Raw genomic sequence first — 20,451 nt, forward strand, 5'->3', positions numbered from 1 at the left:
CCGCCGCGGGTGCGGGCGCTTCCGACGCTTAAGGTCAGGCGCCCACGCCCTCGAATTGGAGAGTCAAGCCCGTGGTGGCTCTTTCGATATCTGCCCCACTATTTGAAATACTTTGCAATGAGCGCCCGCTTGAGCGGGACCTGGCGCCTGCTTAGATTAGCGATGCAACGCCGGGCCCCTCTGACAGCCAACCAGCTGCCATGTCGGAGTTGCAGTTTGTACAACTTCGACTTAGGAGGGGCTCATGAGCACTCTAGAACCGTTCTTCATGGCCGAGTTCTTCGGCACCGCCACCTGGTTGTGGCTCATCTTCATCAGCCTGCTGATCCTCGACCTCGGGGTGCTGCACCGTGACCGCCGGCATGGATTTCTATACCGGCTTCCTGATCGAGAAATCGTTGTCCATGGACAACGTCTTTCTCATGGCGATGATCTTCAGCTTCCTGGCCATTCCGCGTAAGTACCAGCACGAGGTGCTGTTCTGGGGCATCCTCGGGGTGATCGTGCTGCGGGCGATCATGATCGGTCTGGGTGCGGCACTGATCGCCGAGTTCAGCTGGATTCTCCACGTGTTCGGCGCATTCCTGTTGCTCACCGGCGTGAAGATGCTGTTCAGCAAGGTCGACGATCACCCGGACCTCTCCGAGAACGTGTTGGTCAAGTTCCTGCGCAAGCATATGAGGGTCACCGACCGGCTTCACGAGGGCCGCTTCTTCGTGCGCCAGCCGGATGCCAGTGGCCGCGCGGTGGTCTGGGCCACGCCGCTGTTCCTGGCGTTGGTGCTCATCGAATGTGCTGACCTGGTGTTCGCGGTAGACAGCGTGCCGGCGATCTTCGCCATCACGCAGGACCCGTTCATCGTCTACACCTCGAACATCTTCGCGATCCTTGGCCTGCGCGCGTTGTACTTCGCCCTGGCCGCGATGATCCATCGCTTCGCCTACCTCAAGTATGCCCTGGCGCTGGTGCTGGTGTTTATCGGCTGCAAGATCTTCCTGGTTGGCATCATCGGTAAAACGCCTCCGGTGATTTCGCTGAGCGTGACCGTAGGCTTGCTGGCCGGGGGCGTGCTGCTGTCACTGTGGAAAACACGAAACGACCCTCCCCTTGCAGAGGTTGAAACGTCCTCTCGATAACTCGGTTGCCCGGCCTACCGGGTCATCATTGACCATGGAGATACGCATGAAATCGTCACCTTTCGCTGCTCTCGGGCTTGTCGCGTTGATCGCCATCACGCTAACGGGATGCGACGCCGCCGAAGAGTCGGCACACAAGCTTCAGGAGAAAGCCGAGCGAGCCGTGCAGGACCTCGCCCATGAAGCGATAAGCGATGCCGTTCAAGCCTTCAACAAACAGGTCGATGAGCTACAGCGTGCGGCCGAGGACCACCTCGGCCTTCAACAAGATGGAGCGACAATTGAGCAGCCTGATGAAGAGGTGCAAGCGCCGGCCACGCTTCCGGAACAAGGTATCGAGACCTGAGCCCTGAGGCCGAAACCAATCAGGTAATACGGAAAACCACACACACACCGGGTACGGGCGTCGTTATCGACGACAGGCAATGCGTTGCCAGCGGACCGATAGGCGCGGTCAGTCGAATCGCAAAAGCGCAACAAAACTACATTAGGATTGGCCGCCGCTTTTTTGCTTGAGCTCTGAAAGGCCCGCCGCGCCTAGGCTTTGGCTGTTATTCACAGAACCTGTGGATAACACTGTGAATATATCCGGGATGACACGCCCAAATGCCCATCCGGCGCGGGCTTGGAACAGATCGATGAGTTTTTACTCAACAGCATCATCTCTTTTAAAATCAATGACTTATAAATATTCTTGGAGATCATTGGCGTTGACGTGCCACATCTGCCGGAGGCTCGTCAGATTGTGCATAACAATTTCTTGTCAACAGCTTTTTAAGAAAAATTGGCATCTATTACGCTGGACAAAAGAACTTTTAGACCCTAAGTGGGGGGCTATCTGCCATCACGCTTTCAGGCTAGTCCGGACTGGCTGCGGAGCGAGGCGAAGCGAGACGTTCGCTGCTCGACGACCTGATTGAATAAGCCAAGACAACGCCGCACGCGCCGTCGCCTGAGCATCTCGTCAGGGCAGGCTCATCCGTCGAAACTATCGCGCTGCTGGTGATGCCTGATGCGCATAAGGGTGAAAGGCTTCTGACGCCGATTGACGGCTCATTGGCTCTGACCACTCGTCATTCAGGGCATCCGATGCAGCACACAAAACTGATTCACCACGGCGCGCGCGAAGGCGTGACTGGCTCCTGCCATCAACTATGGATGGACGATTCCGACAGCATTCTCATCGACGGTGGCCTGTTCCAGGGTGCTGACGAAGGACAGCACGGCGACGAGTTAGACCTGGACTTCCCCATCAACGGCATCAGGGCCCTCGTTGTCACTCACGTGCACATCGACCACGTCGGGCGCATTCCGAATCTCTTGGCAGCCGGTTTCGAAGGGCCGATTCTGTGCAGCGAGCCTTCCGCTCGACTGCTGCCGATCGTGCTCGAAGATGCGTTCCGCCTGTCGATCAGCCGTGACCAAGAGCAGTTGGAGCGTTACCTCAAGGTTGTCGAGCAACGCATCATTGCCCTGCCCTACGATCACTGGTTCACGCTACACGAAACCGACACAAGCGCATGTAAGGTGCGCCTGCAGCCGGCTGGGCATGTACTGGGGTCTGCGTACGTCGAGCTGGACCTCAACGCTAATGACGCCACTGGCAAGCGCGTCGTCTTTAGCGGCGACCTGGGTTCGCATCACTCACCGATCCTACCGGACCTCGTGCCGCCTGAGCGCGCCGACCTGCTGATCCTCGAAAGCACCTATGGTGACCGTCGCCACCAGGACCGAGCACATCGTCGCGAACGTCTTCAAGCTGCCATCGAGCGGTCACTGGCGGACCAGGGCTCCGTACTCATTCCCTCCTTCAGCATTGGCCGAACGCAGGAACTGCTGTACGAACTGGAGGAAATCCTTCACGAAAAAAGCGAGGCCGACGATGCGCCCGCTAGGCCCAGCGAGCCGGGTAGCAGATCCGAGGAAGGCGCACCCGATATCGACTGGCCTCATCTCCCGATCATTCTTGACTCACCGCTGGCTGGCCGATTCACCAAGACCTACAAGGAGCTACAAAGCTTCTGGGATGAGGATGCCCGACGTCGTTTGAAGGAGGGACGCAAGCCGTTGTCGTTTGAGCAGCTGATCACCGTGGACAACCACGACGACCACATCCGTATTGTGAAGCATCTTGCTGAAACCGCTCGGCCCGCGATTGTCATCGCCGGGAACGGTATGTGCTCCGGCGGGAGGATCGTTAATTACCTGAAGGCGATGCTGGGCGACCCACGGCATCATGTCGTGTTCGTCGGTTATCAAGGCAAGGGGACGCCAGGACGCGATATCCAGACTCATGGACCCGAGGGCGGCTATGTCGATCTGGATGGGCAACGCGTCGACATCCGTGCAGGCATCGATAGCGTAGGCGGATATTCGGCGCACGCCGACCAGGCTGATCTGGTTGATTTCGTTACCCGCATGCAGGAATGGCCCGCAGAGATCCGTCTCATTCACGGCGAAGACCAGGCCAAGCAGTGCCTGGCCACACTTCTACGAAAGCGATACGACGATGCCGGAAAACCCGGGCGGGTGGTCATTCCTTGAGCTGACGTCGGGTGCGCCCCATAGAGTATGCCAGCAGCCTTCCGCTTGGCGTTATCCGCTCCTTGGTGGCTACTTACAGCTGAAGGTTGTATAGCGAAAACGCAGTTCCGGTCCATCAGATGTCAAGGCAACGACAACGGCGTCGCTCGGGTCTCGCCAGGACGCCGACGAGTTAACAGTTTTGCGTTTGCTCTGCTGCCAAGCGATGACAGCCGCACAAGCCCCACGCATCATGGCCGCTTGCTGTCGTGCCGCAGGAAAAGGAACAGCCCCTCGCATGCAACCTACCCTCTCCGCCTCCTTGCTGGATTACGCCGGGCTCACATCCCCCGGTCGCACACGTGCTCACAATGAAGACGCTCTGGTCTGCTCGCCAACGTTAGGGCTCTGGGCCATTGCGGACGGCATGGGCGGCCACCAATGCGGTGAAGTCGCAAGCACCCTTGCTCTCGCAGCACTGGAGCGGGCAATCGAGGATGGCGAACCGCTGGACGCTGCCGTTCACATGGCAAACCAGGCCGTGCTCGAAGCTGCCATCGATGATGGAATGGGTACAACCCTAGTCGCTGCGCACTTCGACGGGGTCGATTTCGACCTTGCCTGGGTGGGTGACAGTCGCGCCTACCTGGTGACCGCTAATGGAATCGTGCAGTTGAGCCGTGACCATAGCTGGGTACAGATGATGATTGATGCTGGCGAGCTGCAGCCATCCGATGCCCGAGGGCATGCTTGGCGCAACATCATCATGCGGTGCCTCGGGCGCGGAGAGCCGCTCGAAATAGGCACGTGCAAGGGGACGCTGGGCGCAGATGAATTGCTACTGCTTTGCAGCGATGGGCTTACCAATGAGCTGACGGACGCCCAGATTCACGCCACCTGCACCTTCGCAGATACGCTCGAAAGTCTTGTGGAGTATCTGATCGAACAGGCGAACAACCATGGCGGACGCGACAATATCACCTGCATCGTGGTGGGCCGAACGGCGGCTGTCACGACCACCGAGTCCCGGACACGCCGGCTCATCAACATGCTGCTAAATCCCCTGAAGTCGTAAGTAGGCCCACGTTTCATGACGCAACGGATGCTAGAAGTTCCCGGCTATCGCCTGCACAAGCGACTCGGAAAAGGCGGAATGGCCGAGGTGTACCTGGCCACGCAGCTATCACTGGACCGTGAGGTAGCGGTCAAGGTGCTGTTACGGACCGAGGACGCGGCCTTTACCGAACGATTCATTCAGGAAGGCCACATCGTCGCCTCACTCCGCCATCCCGCGATCATCACGATCTACGACATCGGTAAGGTTGCAGATGGCAGGCACTATCTGGCCATGGAATACATCGGTGGCGGGGACTTGGCGCAGCACCGCGGCATCGTCTTCTCCCCTTCGCGTGCGCTGGACATTGTCCGGCAGCTGGCTGGCGGCCTGGCCGTTGTACATGACGGGGGCTTGATTCATAGAGATGTCAAACCCGCCAACATCCTGTTCCGGGACGATGGCAGCGTCGTGCTCACCGATTTCGGCGTGGCCAAGGCCATAGAGCTGGACAACGAACTCACCCACTTTGGAATAGCCGTTGGCAGCCCCGCCTACAGCAGTCCGGAGCAGGCTCAATGCCAGACATTGGACGCACGAAGCGACATCTACAGCCTCGGTGTGATCCTTGCCGAAATGCTTACCGGCACCAACCCGTTCCGTGCGGACAGCTACCCGCAAACCGTGCTCAACCACCTGCAGATGCCTACGCCGCAGTTACCGCCGGCGCTCGCGCCCTATCAAAACCTTCTCGAGCGCATGCTGGCCAAGCAACCAAACGCGCGGTTCGGCAGTTGCCGCGAATTGCTGGAAGCCATCGACAGGCTCACCGAGCCCGATATGGATCAGACGCGTATCGCGCCGGCGTTGGTCGTGACTCAGCAACCCAGACGACGGTCCCGGCGGCGCGGACTGAAACGTTGGGGAGCGACAGCTGCAGCTCTGTCGATGACGGTTGCTCTGGGCGCTGGTGGTTATCAATGGTTCCAGTACAGCCGCATCAATGACTTTCTTGAACGCGCTGAAGTTCGTCTGGCCAATGGGCAGCTGATCGCACCGGCGCTTGATAATGCCGACTACTACTATCGCCGCGCGTTGCGGCTGGATGCGGACAACCCTGAGGCTCTGGACGGTCTCAAACGCGTGCTCAACGCCCGCATTGCCGAAGCGCTGGTAATGGCCGAGCAGCGGCTGGCCGAGGATCAACTGCTCGAACCAGCCGAAGACAGCGCCGTGCATTACTTCCGTCAGGTGCTTGGGTGGCTACCGGAGAACGAAGCAGCTCGTACGGGACTGGAGCGCGTGAGCCAACGCTACGTAGAGCTTGCCGAAGCGGCTTATGGACGTGCTGAGCACGCTTTGGCGCTCGAATACATTCAACAGGGCCTCGAGGCAGCGCCCGAGCAGGCGACCCTTCTGGCCTTGCGCGACGGGCACTTGCAGCGAGTCGCCAAGGCTCGTGCGCCTCGTGTCGCGAAACGGACGGCTGTCAGCACAGCCCGAAGCACATCACGCAGCGCTGCGCCTGCGCCGGCACCTGCAAACCCGGTCAAGCGACTCTGGAACCGGTTGTTCGACTGATCAGATTGCTCGACCGTTTGGTTCGAGCCCACTCAATCCCCCTCAAGGTATGCATAGATGCTCAGGATCCACTTCGTTGACAATCGCCAGAGCCCTGTCTGGCTTGCCGATGAAAAATTCACGCTTGGCACGGATCGCAGCAATGATCTGGTACTGAACGACGTAGGCATCGCCCCCTTTCACGCTGAGTTGCACCACGACAACCGCTTTTACTACCTGACTGACTTGGGGACACCAGGCGGCACTTTCGTCAACGAGGAGAAGATTGGTGATCGCTATCAGATTCGCTCCGGGGACCGCGTTCGCCTTGGCACCCTGGAACTGGAAATCGTCGACCCTGCGAAGGTCGGTGCGAAGGTAGCGACTGCGCCACGCTGGTTGTTGCAAGTCGTCAAAGGCGAAAACCAAGGGCACAAGTACCACATTACCGGTTCGATGACCTTCGGCCGATCAGTCAAGTGCGAACTCTGCTTCAGCGACGCTGAGCTGTCGCGCAGACACGCCGAGTTCTACCTCAAGGGCGACGTGCTCGAAGTCAAGGATCTGGCTTCAGCCAACGGTTTGCTGGTCAATCGCGAGAAAGTCACGACGGCAGTGTTGCAGCCCGGCGATCAGGTCCAGCTGGGAAGCACGACCCTGCTAGTGATTGGTCCGAAGGTCAACGCTCCGGAAGTCGCTGATGAAGACGCCACCGTTTTCATTCGCGCAACCGACCTGCCTGTCGCTGCCGTTCCTGCGGCCCTTGCCGTTCCTGCCGAGAAGCCTACCCGGCCCCGCCCCGCCACACCGAACCCGCTCCGCACTGCGGCAACCACAGCCTCGGCCAACGAGCCAGCTGAACAGGCCACCTCGCGCTGGCGCCTGGGAATACTCATCGGAACACTAGCTCTGGCGATCGCCGCCGGACTCGCCGCGCAACGTATGCTCTAGCCCTGGAATATGATCGCAGGTAGATGTCGATGCGGCGCCGCCAGTTATTGTCTGACCAGCGAAGAGCTGCCCGCCGTTTATGCGTGTCACTGTCTCGATTGTCAGCGCTGGAACAGCAGTGCCTTCGGCCTGCATGCCCTGCTGCCTGAGGCGGCGCTCAGCATAACGGGCCCCGTGACCGAATACACCCATGCGCACGAGCGGATACAGTCCACGCACTACCTATGCAGCCATTGCCACACGCGGCTGTACAACAAGACCACTGCAGCACCAGGGATGATCGTGCTGCGAGCAGGCACGTTGGACATGTCAGAATCGATCGAGCCCGCGGCGCACATCTGGACCCGGCGCAAGCAAGCCTGGCTGACGTTGCCTGATGATGTGCCAAGCTGGCCGGAAAGCCCTTCTCCGCAGGATTTCATGCAGGCTATTCAGGCCCGCTTCGGCTGACGGTAAGGATACGGTTCGTGAGCCAGCTACTCGATCCAGGGTTTCGTCCCACTCCGTGATTCCCTGATTCCCTGATTACACAATCAAGGCACTATCCATGCACTTACCGCTAATGACCAAAGCACGACTCGTCGTCTCTGCAATGATTGTGGCACTCAGCTGCAACGCGGTGGCTGACGACAATCTCGACCCGCTAGATGCGGTTGTCGAAGACGCAGCGAAATCCGTTATGACGCTGTACGGAATCCCGGGTATGGCGGTCGCCGTCACGTCTCACGGTCAGCAGCGGTTCTTCGAATTTGGTCAGGTTTCTAAGAACACCGGCCAGCCAGTCACGCGCGACACATTGTTCGAGGTGGGCTCGGTCAGCAAGACATTGACAGCCACGCTGGCCGCCTATGCTCAGGCGCAAGGCAAGCTGTCCTTGAGCGACAGCCCCAGCCGCTACCTGACGGCGCTTGATAACGATCAACTCGAGCGGATCAGCCTCATCAATCTCGCTACGCATACGGCAGGTGGTTTCCCTCTGCAGTTACCTGACGGCATTCAAACCGAGCAGCAGCTGACGCAGTATTTCAACAGTTGGCAGCCACTCTCTCCGACCGGCACTTATCGCAGCTATGCCAATCCCAGCATCGGCTTGCTCGGAAGGGTTGCGGCAAAAAGCCTGGGGATGACTTATGCCGATGCGCTGCAATCCGAGCTGTTGCCCAAGCTTGGTATGACCGATACCTATATCGCTGTGCCACCCGAGCAGATGAAGCGCTACGCCCAGGGCTACAACAAGGATGGACAGCCAGTTCGCCTGACGCCGACGCTGCTGGCTGACGAAGCCTACGGTGTAGTAACGACGAGCGAAGACCTGCTGCGCTTCGTTAATGCCCAGCTAGGTCTCGTCGAAACCGACCCGTCGATCAAAAGCGCCATGGCGGCGACGCGAGCCGGCTACTACCGTGTAGGCGCCATGACCCAGGACTTGATTTGGGAACAGTATGCCTATCCGGTGAAACTCGATGATCTGCTGGCGGGCAACGGCAGCCGTATGGTGCTTGAACGCCAGCCGGTAGAGTCGATAAACCCGCCGCTGGAACCGCAGCAGTCCGTCTGGATCAACAAGACTGGGTCAACCAATGGCTTCGGCGCGTATGTGGCTTTTGTTCCGGCGAAACAGGTCGGCATTGTCATTCTGGCCAACCGGTATTATCCAAACGAAGAGCGGATAAAGCTCGCGCATCGGATCCTCGGCCAACTTGACTGACTTGCCGGTAGCAGGCCTAAGGCTGGCCACCCAGCCGCCAGCGATGCAACCGCGCTGCCCAGGTCTGCGGATGTTTGGCGGTATGAGCCCGTCGCCAAGCCTCCGCGACTGCTAGGCTAGCCTCTGCCAACGTCGGATTGATATGCACGGTGCGCCTCAACTTTTTCAAGCCAAGCTTGTGCTTCATAGCCAGGACGAACACTGCGAGCGTTTCGCTCGCACCTTCGCCAACGAGCGTAACGCCAATAATGCGATCCCGACCACGCTCGGTGAGCACTTTCAGAAAGCCGATATTACCGGCACTCATCTGCGCTGCTTCTAGCGAATCGAGATTGAGCAGCGTTACCTCGTATTCCAGCTGAGCAAGCTTTGCCTGGGCTTCGGTCAGGCCGACACTGGCGATCTCTGGCGCCGTGAACGCCACCCGCGGAACCACTCGGTCACTGACCATGAAACGGCGAAAACCGGAGAACAGACCGTTGGCAGCCGCATACCAGGCGTGATGGGTAGCGCTCTGAAAGGAGCTATCGGGCCCAGCCACGGCGCCCACGGCGTAGATGTTCGGATAGCGAGTCGCCAGGTACTCGTCTACCTCCAGGCTGCCGTCTTCGTGGGTGTTGAGCGCCAGCCCGTCAAGGCCGAGGTCGTTCAGCTGAGCCTGACGGCCCAATGCGAGAAGCACGCGATCGAACGCAAGCTCGTGGCTCCGGTCGTCGGTCAGGCAAACCAGACGGCGCTCGCCCCCCTCCACTTCGAAGCGCTGTGGCGAAGCATCCAGCAGCAGCTGTACGCCGTCGGCGCGCAGCGCATCATATACAGCCTCACGCGCTTCGGGCTCAGCGTTAAGCAGCAGCGAGTCGCCTTCAGCCACCAGCGTAACCTGACAGCCAAGACGCTGAAACGCCTGAGCCAGCTCACAGGCATTCGCCTCGCCGCCCATGATAAGCAGCCGATCAGGGCGATCTTGTAAGCCCCAGACCGTCTCGCAGGTCAGCGGCTCTACATGCTCGATGCCCGGTATGGACGGGATAACGGGCTGGCTTCCCGTAGCGATGACAATGGCACGGCTGCTGATGGTCCGCTCGCCGACCTGCACCGTCCAAGGTGAAGTCAGGTGGGCCTCGCCCTGTATCAGTTCGACACCAATGGCTTTGCACGACTCAGCGGTGATCTGCGCTTGCGCTTCGTTCAAGGTGCGACGGACCTGTTCCATGACCTCACCGAAGTCGACCTCGGCTTGCACGCGCACGCCCAGCATGTCGCCCTGGCGCAGCGTGTGGGTCAGGTTTGCCGCCCGCATCAGGGCCCGTGCCGGTACGCTGCCACTGTGGAGCGCCGCGCCGCCGAGCCGCTCCCGTTCGACTAGCGCCACACGCGCCTTCATCGATGCCGCAATACGCGCAGCCGCCAGGCCGCCACTGCCGCCACCGATGACCAGCAGGTTGTGTTCGAAGCTTTTAGGCTTCTCCCAACCGCTGTACACCTTTCGCGCCTTGTAGAGCGTCAGCAGCTTGGTTGCGACCAGCGGGAACACCGCAAGTAAAACCAGCGTACCGATCATGCTTGGCGAGAGGATATCCGAGATCTCGCGAATGCGCGCCAGCTGTCGTCCCGCGCTCACATAAATGGCGTGGCCCGGAAGCATCCCCAGCTGTGTGGTCCACCAGAACGTCCAGATGCCCACTCGCGTCAAGCCGAGGGCGGGGTTCAGGAGCACGAATGGAACCAGAGGAATCAGCCGAAGCGAAAAGAGGTAGTACGCCCCGTCTCGCTCGAGCCCACGGTTGATGCTGGTGATGTGCTTGGCGAATCGTTTTTGTATCCAGTCGCGCAGCATGAACCGGCTGATCAGCATCGCGATCAACGCCCCGATATTGCTGGCGAAGGACACCATTAGGGTACCGCCGACCAGGCCGAACAAGGCGCCAGCGAGCAGCGTCAGCACCACGGTGCCGGGGAACGACATCACCGTAAGTGCCACGTAAACGGCAAAGAATACCGAGCCGGCCCACCAGGGGTGCGCCTGGACCTGATCTCGCAGCCCCCCGCTCTTAGCCTGGATCATCTCGAGCGTCAGGTATTGCTCGAGATCGAACCAGAAGAAGCAGACCGCCGAGACCACGAAGAACAGCACGATAAACCAACGAGTGAGCTTCATGGGCGGCAATGCTCTAGAGCGCGTCGGCAGCAACTGTGCATGGCAGATGGACGGGACAGCCAGGATGCCGATGAAGCCGCAAGTACTTGGCAGACGCTACGAAAACAGCAATTCATATAAGGGAAAGACTCTTAGCTGGGCCTTTCTTGGAGCTGAGCGGGTTGCGGATGTTCCGGCTGCGCCGACGATCAGTGCAGGGGACGGAGATAGCCTCGCTGAATATGTGCCGGATCGCGCTACTGTGACCGGTTCGTTGGCCACCTATCAGCGCTCCGCCAGGGCGACATTGATTGTGACGAGTGCAGCCTCAGGGCTGCCGGCTGGCCATCAGAAAAACTTACTCGGGAAGACGAACCAGTCCCTTAGCTCACCGGTACAGCATCCTACAGACATGCTAAACACTTAGCCCATGCGCTTATATCTTCTGCTTAAAACGGAAAAAGCCCCGTCAAGGGGCTTTTTTGGACAATTGCCGAGCACTAGCGAGCTTCTCCGTAGCCTTTCATAACATCGGCCATGTTGTTGTATTCCTGATCTGGCATGCCTTTAAGCACATCAAGTACTTCGGGCTCCGCACCGTTCTTTTGCGCATGCTGAAGAAGATCTTCCTTTTGTGCAGGGTAATCTATTCCCTTTAGATAAGTGGTTACGTTTGCAGGGGACTCGCCACCAACTCCTCTAGTCATGACTTCCTCCGGTAAAGAAAGGCGGAGGCAAGCCTCCGCCAGTTTAAGTTATTGAGAATTTCCGCGCCCACCGCTGTTGCTGTTTTCGCCTCCTTTACGACCCGCCTCGGAAGCTTTTTCGCGATCGTTGGCGAAGTTTCCGCCACTATTCTGACCACCCTTGCGGCCCGCCTCGGAAGCTCTTTCCCGATCGTTGGCGAAGTTGCCACCACTGTTTTGACCACCCTTGCTACCAATCTCTTGGTAAAACTCTTTGCCATGAGTTTCCGAGGTTGCTTCTCCGCCCTTACGACCCGCTTCGTTAACGCTCATGCTGTCATCTTTAGCCATGATGCCTCTCCTAGCCGATTGCATTTAGCGCTACGCCAACGTTCTTGGCGAAGCACTCTCCTATCTACGAAAGGCACCTCATAAAATGATTCCTGCCACTCGTCGCACCTGCGAGTCACGCACGACGAAAGGTAATTGGCGGCACACAAGGCTTGGCATACGGGCACATCAATCGGACTATTCGGATAAACTGCCGCTCCGGTTAGTCTCAGCCATCCGCCTTGCCCCGCTCATCATTCGCGCCACCATTAATTAAACTCATCAATTGGGCATCGGTGATATATGACTTCGCCTCTTTAATTACAAGCAAAGGTCGTTTGTCCGTCTCCCCTGTCGTTATGGTGGCCTCCGCAAGCATGCAGTGGTGGGTAACACCGTTCTGGCTGATACTGCAGGTGCGGTTGATATTATCTATTTTCACTGACATGGCAGGCCCTCATCGGTTAGAACATACAATGAATAGACCGCTCTTTCGGAGCCAGGGTTTTCCTGCATACAAGAAATATGTAACTTCCGTTTGGGTAGTACACATTCGCTATTCAGCTTACAGAAATTAAACGGAACGATGAGGAGCGAATTATTTTTTCGATCTGCCAGGTCTTGTGAGCCAATGAAACAGATCATTGAGACAGGGCATAACGGGTGAGTCTCGATCTTGCTACAAACACTAAAGGATGCCAACTTCGCAGGTCCATAATACCGAGCGCGTATCCAAGTTTGGTGGGCCGACGAAGAGCTGCTGCAAATCGAACTCAGCCGCTTCGCTGTGCAGATTTACAGGCGTTTCCGGATCCTGTATCGCGAGCGAGTCGCAAACGCCTGCACATCTCAAACAGACGAACCCCTGCACGCAGCAGAGCCACGCAACAGTTGACCCACCATGGCAGGCTGATCAACACCTCTCCGGTGGTCGTTGGCTTTCCAAGCTGGCCCAGTCTGAACCGACGCAACAGTTTTATCGGACGAAAGGCTAAAAAAACAGGCAGCCAGGATGCCACCCGTGCCTCATTTCGCTCCAAGCTGCTTACGCATAGCCGCAGTGATCATCTGGCTCGATGACCTCACCCCATCCCATGGATCGTCATCACCCTGTTCTTCCAGGCGAGGAATAAGGTTGCGGATGGTCCAGATGTTTGCGCCTTTGAGATCGGTCAGTTCATCCCGATGAATGGGCACCGAAACAGCAAGCCCTTCGCGGGCTCGAACCGAATAGGCCGCAACGGTGCTGGCTCCCTGGCTGTTGCGCAGGTAATCAATGAAGATGCGGCCGACTCGATTCTTCGGCCCGCTGACTGCAGAAAAGTGCTGCGGCAGTAACTTGGCCATGTACTGCGCAATGGCCTGGCTGAAGGCTTTGACTTCGGTCCAGCTATGCACGGGTTTCAGCGGCACCATGATGTGCAGGCCCTTACCGCCGCTTGTTTTGAGGTAGGACTGCAATCCGATCTCGTCAAGCAAGGTCTGGGTCAACTGAGTGGCTTCGACCATGCGCTTCCAGGGCAGCGCAGGGTCCGGGTCGAGGTCGAGCACAAAACGATCTGGATGGTTGAGCACTGGCGCCAGGGCATTCCAGGTGTGCAGTTCGATGGTGCCCATCTGCGCTGCGCTGATCAGAGCTTCGACGGTGTCGATGGTCATCAACGCAGCATGTTTAGGAAACAAAGCGGGATCCAGCTGAGTGATATGCGGGATGCTCAGTTTCTCGGTGTGCTTCTGGAAAAACAGCTCGCCTTCGATGCCCTCCGGTGCGCGGACCAGCGCAAGCGGCCGCTGTGTCAGGTGCGGCAACGCCCAGGGCGCAACGTCAGCGTAGAAGCGCGCCAGCTCCATCTTGGTCGCACCGATCGACTTATCGATGATGCGCTCGGGATTGGAGATCTTGATCTTGCCGCCCGCTGTGTTTGGAGCCGGATTGCCTTTCTTCGGCTTTGCCGGGCTGGATACCTTGGCAGCTTTGGCCGGACGTTCGTGGGTGATGGCTTTGGCCGGTTTGTCTGAACGCAGGCCATGAAAGACCGAATGACGCACCACGCCCTGGCGGGTCATCTCTGCGTAGGCGACCTCGCACATCAGCTCAGGCTTGAGCCAGTGCGCGCCGCGCACGTCCGCGGCTGGTGGTGCCTTTGCCAAGGGGCTCTTGTCGACTTCGAGCGGCTTGAGCTTGGCGTGCAAGCTTTCCAGCGTGGCGTGGTTGAAGCCGGTTCCCACCTTGCCGGCGTATACCAGCTGACCTTGTTCGTCATGCAGCCCCAGCAAGAGCGCGCCGAAACCACTGCGCGCGCCCTTCGGGTCGGTGTAGCCGACAATGACGAATTCCTGCCGATGCTTGCATTTGATCTTGACCCAGCTGCTGCTGCGTCGGGAGACGTATGTGCTGCCAGCACGCTTGCCGATCAGCCCTTCAAGCTTCATCTGACAGGCGCTCTCGAGCATGCTCTCTGGCTGCTCTGTGAAATCGGCCGAGAAGCGCAACAGCTCGCTTTCGTCAGCATCCAGCACCTGATTCAGCGCCGCACGACGCTCTTCCAGCGGAACCTCGCGCAGGTCCATGCCGTTCAAGTAGGGCATGTCGAATAAGTAATAGACGATGCTGCCGCTGCGCCCAGCCTCGAAAGCGTTCTGCAGCGCCTGGAAATCCGGCGTGCCGTCTTCATCGGGCACGACCACTTCGCCGTCCAGCCAGGCTGACTCCAGACCAAGCCCGGCGAGCGCTTCGGCTTGCTGCGGCATCTTCTGTGTCCAGTCATGGCCATTGCGCGTGAAGAGCTGAACCTTGCCCGACTCGATGCGCGCCATGATGCGATACCCGTCGAACTTGATTTCATAGCGCCAATCCCCGTCCGGGACCGATTCGACCAGCGTAGCGAGCTGCGGCTTGAAGCTTTCCGGCAACGGCGCCTGCTTGGCACCGGTCAGCGTAGCGCGGGCTTCATCCTTGCGACTGTGTTTACGGGCAGGTGTTTTAACCGCTTTGGGTGCGGCTTGCTGTTTGGCTTTACCGCGCTGACGCGGTATCAGGGTCCGATCACTTAGAACACTGTCTGGCAGCGCTTCGACGACGTCGTACTCGCTCTCCGGTCTGGCGGCATCGTCGTTGGACTTGATAAGGAACCATTGTTCCTTCCCTCCATCCATGCGAGTGCGTACCAGATTCCAGGTGCCGCTCAGCTTTTCACCTTCGAGGCTGAACTTGAGCTTGCCTTTGCGATAACCCTCTTGCGGGTCACCTTCGGGCACCCAGACGCCACGATCCCAGACGATAACGTCCCCCGCACCGTAGTGTCCTTTAGGGATGCTGCCCTCGAACGTCGCATACTCGAGCGGATGGTCCTCGACATGCACAGCCAGACGTCGGGATTTTGGATCAAGGGACGGTCCCTTCGGAACAGCCCAGCTTTTCAGAGTCCCATCAAGTTCGAGGCGAAAGTCATAATGAAGCCGCGTCGCGTCGTGCTTCTGGATGCAGTACTGAAATGCATGATTCTTCCGGCGTTTGCCAGTGCCGCTCTCGCCACCAGGCTCGGGGGTCGCGGTGAAGTCGCGCTTTCGGTTGTATTCATCCAGGGCCATGGCCGCGACTCCGTTATAGAGTTATCCGAGCTGCGAGCCTTCTGCCAAGCGGTGGCATCACACTGTTTACATCTCGACAGGGCCTGCTAGCGTTTGAAGATGATGAGTAATCCAGGCTGCGCCAAGTTGGCGGGGCGGCTTTCCACATGCGGACGTCGATGGGAGGAAGGATCATGGCTACACGTCTACCTCTGCTCACCATAGAAAACATCCTTCGCGATTATCTCCACCCTTTCCGCTGTGACTGCCATGTTCAGGAAGACAGTCACCTCACCGTCCGGCTCTATGAAGACGCCGCTGACGGAGAGGAACTCACTGTGTTCGGCATCACCGACGATCAATGCCGAGATGCAGCAAACCTTGTCCAGCTGGCTCAGGAGCTGCGCTTCGAACTCTATGCGACGCGTAGTGGCATGCCGATCGCTGCGAATGCCGCCAAGGTTGTCGGCGGCTAGCCAATTGGCAGCGCATTGACCGACAACTCGGCGGCCTGCTCCATCAGCGCTTCGCTTCGGTGTTCGGCTCGGCAGTTCGTGTCAGATAGGCCTGAGTCAGCTCAGCCAGATGGCTGCGCATCCACTCTGCCATTGCGACTTCTTCGGCCAGGATGCGTGTGCAGATATCGGCCGTTTCGGTGTCGCCTACTGCCTTGGCTGCAGCAATCAGAATCTCGTAGGAAGCGATTTCCAGATTCTCGAAGACGTAGCCCATCTGCGCGCCTTTGACGATTTCGTCATTGACCATCATGCCGCCCATGGCTTGCCCCATCGCCATCATCTTGCCGCCCATGTCTTTGAAACCTGAGTAGGATTTGTCATAACGCTGCAGGCAGCTCTCGATCAGCTTCGCCTGGTTCTGCGTTTCAGCGATATGCTGCTCGATCCGCGCCTTCAGCTGCGGATAGTGCTCGATGCGGCTGGCCTGCTTGTTCAGCATGGTTTCAGCTTGCGCTTCCATGGCGTGGGCATCGCGTAGCCATTCGATAAGTCGTTCGGTGCGGATGTCATTTCCTGTCTGTGCGCTGTGCATGGTTCTTCTCCCACTGGTTTGGATAGCCATAGGGCGTAATCACCGCCCTCTTGCTATGTGTGAGAGACGTCAAGCCAGCGGAGTTCCGCAAACCCGACTGCCTGCACTCTCCATGAACTTTGCATAGGCCCGCCAGTCACTCATGCAACTGTTGAAATGGAGTTGGTCCCATCGAATTTCTCGAGCCTTTCCTGAGTTGGGAAAACTACATAACCGAACCGGCGCTGCGCACGCTGCTGGTCGCGGCGTTCGTGGTGGTGGTGCTGAGCGTGTTCAGCCGGGTACTGACGGCAGTGATGCTTCGGCTGGGGCGCGGTTTCCTCTTCACCAAGACCGTATCGGAGCAGCTTGAAAAGCCCGTTCGGGTGCTGCTTCCACTGATGGGCTTGCAAGCTGTGCTGATGGCTGCGAGTGACGACCTGGCGATGATCAGCCTGGCCCGTCGGCTCACGACCCTGGTGATTATTGGCTGTTTCACCTGGCTGGGGATGCGTTTATTGCGCGGCGTCGAGCTGGCCGTACGACTGAAGAACCCGGTCGATGTGACTGACAATCTCCGCGCTCGGCAAATCCAGACGCAATCGCGGGTACTGCTGCGCACCCTGAGCTTCTTCATTCTGCTCATTGGCGCTGCCGGCATGCTGATGACGTTTCCTGCGGCGCGGCAGTTCGGCGCCAGCCTGCTCGCGTCGGCAGGCCTGGCGGGGTTAGCCGTCGGCTTCGCGGCGCGCCCGGTGCTGGCCAACCTGATTGCAGGCATCCAGATCGCGATTACTCAGCCGATCCGGCTCGATGACGTGGTTATCGTCGAGAACGAATGGGGGCGCATCGAGGAAATCACCGGGACATACGTCATCGTGCGCATCTGGGATGACCGCCGTCTCGTCGTGCCGCTGCAATACTTCATCGAAAAACCGTTCCAGAACTGGACGCGGCGCAACTCCAGCATCATAGGGTCGGTGTTTTTCTGGGTCGACTATTCACTGCCGCTGGAGCCGGTGCGAGAAGAACTGCGTCGGCTGTGCCAGGAAGTACCTGAGCTCTGGGATGGACGAGTCATCGTCCTGCAGGTGACTGACACGAGCGAGAAATCGATTCAGTTGCGGGTACTCGTAAGCTCTCCCGACTCGTCCCGCAACTGGGATCTACGCTGCCATTTGCGTGAGGCAATCATCAGTTTCATTCAGCGTCAGTATCCGCAAAGCCTGCCGCAGCTGCGCGCCGACCTCAGCGTGGGTCGCAAGCCTGTCGTCGACCACAGTGTGCCGGAGCATGTAGAGCCGGAACGTCAGCCGCCGGTTTGATGCGCTGCGCTGCATAACGGCGCATCGAGGCGTTTTGTGCGGGCTTTCGGTGCGTTGTGATGCGTGGCGGTTAAAGCCGGGCGTCTAGTCGGCAGCCTGCAGTTTACGCACCAGTTCCTCGTACTTCGACGGCAGCTGCTCTAGCCCGTAGCGTGCCGCCTGCTTGCGGATTTCAACCCGATCACCGTCGAACTGTACCGTCTCGCTGATGCTCACTTGGCGCTCACCTTGCATCAGCGCATAGGCGTAGCACTGGGTACCGCCGGCATCTTCTTCGTTGTCGTCGGCCACGCCGGTATTGGCAACGGCCATGTCGGCGACGCTGGCGTTAAGCGCACCGATGGCCATTTCGGTAGCGACTTCCTCACTGGTCAGGCCGAAGGTTTCGATGGTTTCGAAACTGACGTGCAGCAGTCGGTTCTTCGCTTTCGGCGAATAGACGACGAAGCCACTGTCGAGTGCTTGGCCACATCCGGGAATGTCACCCAGGAGGGAGGCCATCAGGCCACAGGTGCAGGATTCGGCAGTGGTCAACTTCATCTGCTTGTCGCGTAGGAACTGCACGATTTCGGCAAGGTCTTGCATGGTCAGGACTCCTAGTTATTGCGGTAGCACGCCTTGGTTCAGTCAGGTTTCCGAGGTGCGGCCTGAATGCAAAGTTCCCACCCTTCGCATTCCGCCCAAAGGTGAGAACTATTTCACGGCACCCCGGTCTTTCTTCAAGGTAGGGCCAACGCAGCTCTACGCCGCGCCACAAGCGGCCTCAATACAGAAAAACACAGTTTTGCCGTGCTCATGGTTTGCAGCGCTCAGAGAGGTGCTGCGTGGAAGAAACGTGCTCGTAACAGGCTCGGCGCAAACGCCAGCCGCTTGGGAGATGTATGTATGAGTATTGCTGCTGTGAACGCCCGGCCTGCCCGCTTGAACACAACACAACGCTTGACCCCGCAAGCCGAACGTCCATTGCTGCAGTTGCGCAGCACACAGGACGACAAGAAGAAGATCCTATTTGTAACATCCGAACTGACCGACCTGGTCAAGACGGGCGGCCTGGCCGATGTGTCCGCTGCGCTGCCACGCGCACTAAGCGACCGGCACGACGTGCGTGTGCTTATCCCCGGTTACACGCAGGTGATGCAGAGCGGTCACCCGATTCGCATAGTGGGCAATGTCATGTCCCAGGCCGATCTGCCGGCGTGCAAGATCGGACGGTTGGACATGCCAGATGGCCTGATCATCTATGTACTGGTCTGCCCTGAGCTGTACGAGCGTGACGGTCTGCCCTATGGCGACGAGCACGGTCGGGACTGGCCGGATAACCCGATCCGTTTCGCCCGCCTGTGCATGGCGGGCGCCGACATTGCCGGCGGCACCGCCGGGATTCGCTGGACGCCCGATCTGGTACATGCCCATGACTGGCCGACCGGCCTGACCCCGGCATATATGCACTGGCGCGGCCTCAGCACGCCAAGCGTATTCACCATCCATAACCTGGCCTATCAGGGCAACATCGACATGAGCCTGCGTCGCTCGCTGGCCATCCCTCATGAAGCCTGCGGGCCCGAGCGCATGGAGTTCTATGGGGCCCTTTCGCTGCTCAAGGCGGGCATCGCCTACGCCAAGCACGTCACCACGGTCAGTGCCACTTACGCTCATGAAATCACCACGCCTGAGTTTGGCTGCGGCATGGAGGGGTTTCTAAGCCTCAAGGCCCGGCAAGGCCTGCTCAGTGGCCTGCTCAACGGCATCGACGAAAGTTGGGAACCACAGAGTTGCTCGCATCTGGTGAGCCCGTTCGGCCCGCACGACTGGTCCGGAAAGCACGCTAACGCCGCGCATGTAAGGGACCTCTTCGCATTGGACGAAAGCACCGGCCCGCTGTTTTCGGTTGTGTCTCGCCTTGTTCACCAAAAAGGCATCGACCTGACCATCGCGATTGCCGAAACCATCGTCGAGCGCGGGGGACAGCTGGCGATCCTCGGCCGCGGGGATCCCCATATCGAAGAGGAAGTTTGCCGTCTCGTGGAACGCTTCCCCGGCCGAGTCGGCGCCCATATCGGCTTCAACGAAACCGACGCCCGCCGTCTTTTTGCCGGTAGCGATTTCCTGCTCATGCCATCTCGCTACGAGCCCTGCGGCCTGAGCCAGATGTATGCCCAGCGCTTCGCATCACTCCCCATCGCCCACCGCACCGGCGGACTTGCAGACAGCATCGATGATGGCGTCACCGGTTTTCTGTTCAACGAGGCCACCATCGACAGCTATCGCAGCGCCGTAGAGCGCGCGTTGTCCGTGCATGAGCACGCGCATCTGCTCAACGCCATGCGCTGCCGTGCCATGAGCGGAGGATTTTTCTGGCGTCACGCGATCGAGCCCTACGACCAGTTGTACCAACAGCTGTTAGGCGGACGACGCGAGGCCAGTGCCACTATCTAATGAGGT

17 protein-coding genes and 1 pseudogene are annotated in these 20,451 nt (G+C 58.9%); 11 read left to right on the forward strand and 7 right to left on the reverse strand.

Going from position 1 to position 20,451, the window contains the following annotated elements; translation table 11 throughout:
• The first annotated feature begins 244 nt into the window (after nucleotides 1-244).
• The 8 genes and pseudogenes from JQR87_RS10110 to ampC all read left to right on the forward strand — a co-directional run bounded on the left by JQR87_RS10110 (nucleotide 245) and on the right by ampC (nucleotide 8,932).
• Nucleotides 245-1,136, forward strand: a pseudogene (locus tag JQR87_RS10110) (TerC/Alx family metal homeostasis membrane protein).
• A 46-nt stretch (nucleotides 1,137-1,182) separates the two neighbouring features.
• Nucleotides 1,183-1,482 carry a hypothetical protein gene (locus tag JQR87_RS10115; RefSeq protein ID WP_407297542.1) on the forward strand — a complete coding sequence of 100 codons (300 nt, stop codon included), beginning with the start codon at nucleotides 1,183-1,185 and terminating at the stop codon, nucleotides 1,480-1,482.
• 743 nt (nucleotides 1,483-2,225) lie between these two features.
• On the forward strand, nucleotides 2,226-3,680 hold the full coding sequence (locus JQR87_RS10120; protein WP_407297541.1) for an MBL fold metallo-hydrolase RNA specificity domain-containing protein: 1,455 nt from the start codon (nucleotides 2,226-2,228) through the stop codon (nucleotides 3,678-3,680).
• A 277-nt stretch (nucleotides 3,681-3,957) separates the two neighbouring features.
• A complete protein-coding gene (locus tag JQR87_RS10125) occupies nucleotides 3,958-4,734 on the forward strand; it encodes a PP2C family protein-serine/threonine phosphatase (protein ID WP_407297539.1) in 777 nt (258 codons plus the stop codon).
• A gap of 15 nt (nucleotides 4,735-4,749) precedes the next feature.
• Nucleotides 4,750-6,294 carry a serine/threonine-protein kinase gene (locus tag JQR87_RS10130; protein ID WP_407297537.1) on the forward strand — a complete coding sequence of 515 codons (1,545 nt, stop codon included), beginning with the start codon at nucleotides 4,750-4,752 and terminating at the stop codon, nucleotides 6,292-6,294.
• Nucleotides 6,295-6,351: 57 nt separating this feature from the next.
• A complete protein-coding gene (locus JQR87_RS10135; RefSeq protein ID WP_407297535.1) occupies nucleotides 6,352-7,224 on the forward strand; it encodes an FHA domain-containing protein in 873 nt (290 codons plus the stop codon).
• A gap of 9 nt (nucleotides 7,225-7,233) precedes the next feature.
• The gene (locus tag JQR87_RS10140; protein ID WP_407297533.1) at nucleotides 7,234-7,674 is read left to right on the forward strand and encodes a GFA family protein; all 441 of its coding nucleotides are present in this window, start codon (nucleotides 7,234-7,236) and stop codon (nucleotides 7,672-7,674) included.
• A gap of 97 nt (nucleotides 7,675-7,771) precedes the next feature.
• A complete protein-coding gene (ampC, locus tag JQR87_RS10145) occupies nucleotides 7,772-8,932 on the forward strand; it encodes a class C beta-lactamase (protein WP_407297531.1) in 1,161 nt (386 codons plus the stop codon).
• A gap of 16 nt (nucleotides 8,933-8,948) precedes the next feature.
• Here the strand turns inward: ampC and JQR87_RS10150 are convergent, their stop codons facing one another.
• From JQR87_RS10150 to ligD, 5 genes are all read right to left on the reverse strand, one after another.
• On the reverse strand, nucleotides 8,949-11,090 hold the full coding sequence (locus tag JQR87_RS10150; protein WP_407297529.1) for an FAD-dependent oxidoreductase: 2,142 nt from the start codon (nucleotides 11,088-11,090) through the stop codon (nucleotides 8,949-8,951).
• A 479-nt stretch (nucleotides 11,091-11,569) separates the two neighbouring features.
• Nucleotides 11,570-11,776, reverse strand: coding sequence for a DUF2795 domain-containing protein (locus JQR87_RS10155; protein ID WP_407297527.1), 207 nt, complete (start codon nucleotides 11,774-11,776; stop codon nucleotides 11,570-11,572).
• Between the two features lie 48 nt (nucleotides 11,777-11,824).
• Nucleotides 11,825-12,106: a general stress protein gene (locus tag JQR87_RS10160; RefSeq protein ID WP_407297525.1), complete on the reverse strand. Its 282-nt coding sequence runs from the start codon at nucleotides 12,104-12,106 to the stop codon at nucleotides 11,825-11,827.
• 208 nt (nucleotides 12,107-12,314) lie between these two features.
• Nucleotides 12,315-12,533, reverse strand: a complete 219-nt coding sequence (locus tag JQR87_RS10165) for a DUF3203 family protein (RefSeq protein WP_407297523.1) — start codon at nucleotides 12,531-12,533, stop codon at nucleotides 12,315-12,317.
• Nucleotides 12,534-13,111: 578 nt separating this feature from the next.
• Entirely contained in the window at nucleotides 13,112-15,676 is a 2,565-nt protein-coding gene (ligD, locus tag JQR87_RS10170) for a DNA ligase D (protein ID WP_407297521.1), read from the reverse strand.
• Between the two features lie 173 nt (nucleotides 15,677-15,849).
• On the opposite strand from ligD, the gene JQR87_RS10175 reads away from it, so the two are divergent.
• Nucleotides 15,850-16,131, forward strand: coding sequence for a DUF1652 domain-containing protein (locus JQR87_RS10175; protein WP_407297519.1), 282 nt, complete (start codon nucleotides 15,850-15,852; stop codon nucleotides 16,129-16,131).
• Between the two features lie 43 nt (nucleotides 16,132-16,174).
• On the opposite strand, the gene JQR87_RS10180 is transcribed toward JQR87_RS10175, so the two are convergent.
• On the reverse strand, nucleotides 16,175-16,705 hold the full coding sequence (locus JQR87_RS10180) for a ferritin-like domain-containing protein (protein WP_407297517.1): 531 nt from the start codon (nucleotides 16,703-16,705) through the stop codon (nucleotides 16,175-16,177).
• Between the two features lie 191 nt (nucleotides 16,706-16,896).
• On the opposite strand from JQR87_RS10180, the gene JQR87_RS10185 reads away from it, so the two are divergent.
• On the forward strand, nucleotides 16,897-18,009 hold the full coding sequence (locus tag JQR87_RS10185; RefSeq protein ID WP_407297759.1) for a mechanosensitive ion channel family protein: 1,113 nt from the start codon (nucleotides 16,897-16,899) through the stop codon (nucleotides 18,007-18,009).
• Nucleotides 18,010-18,093: 84 nt separating this feature from the next.
• On the opposite strand, the gene JQR87_RS10190 is transcribed toward JQR87_RS10185, so the two are convergent.
• The gene (locus JQR87_RS10190) at nucleotides 18,094-18,594 is read right to left on the reverse strand and encodes a CinA family protein (RefSeq protein WP_407297515.1); all 501 of its coding nucleotides are present in this window, start codon (nucleotides 18,592-18,594) and stop codon (nucleotides 18,094-18,096) included.
• A gap of 300 nt (nucleotides 18,595-18,894) precedes the next feature.
• Between JQR87_RS10190 and glgA the strand changes: the two genes are divergently transcribed.
• Complete coding sequence (gene glgA, locus JQR87_RS10195; RefSeq protein ID WP_407297513.1) at nucleotides 18,895-20,445, forward strand: glycogen synthase GlgA; 1,551 nt, start codon at nucleotides 18,895-18,897, stop codon at nucleotides 20,443-20,445.
• The last annotated feature ends 6 nt before the right edge of the window (nucleotides 20,446-20,451 follow it).

The sequence above is a fragment of the Stutzerimonas stutzeri genome, from assembly GCF_051028275.1.
Taxonomy (GTDB): Bacteria; Pseudomonadota; Gammaproteobacteria; order Pseudomonadales; family Pseudomonadaceae; genus Stutzerimonas; species Stutzerimonas stutzeri_AS.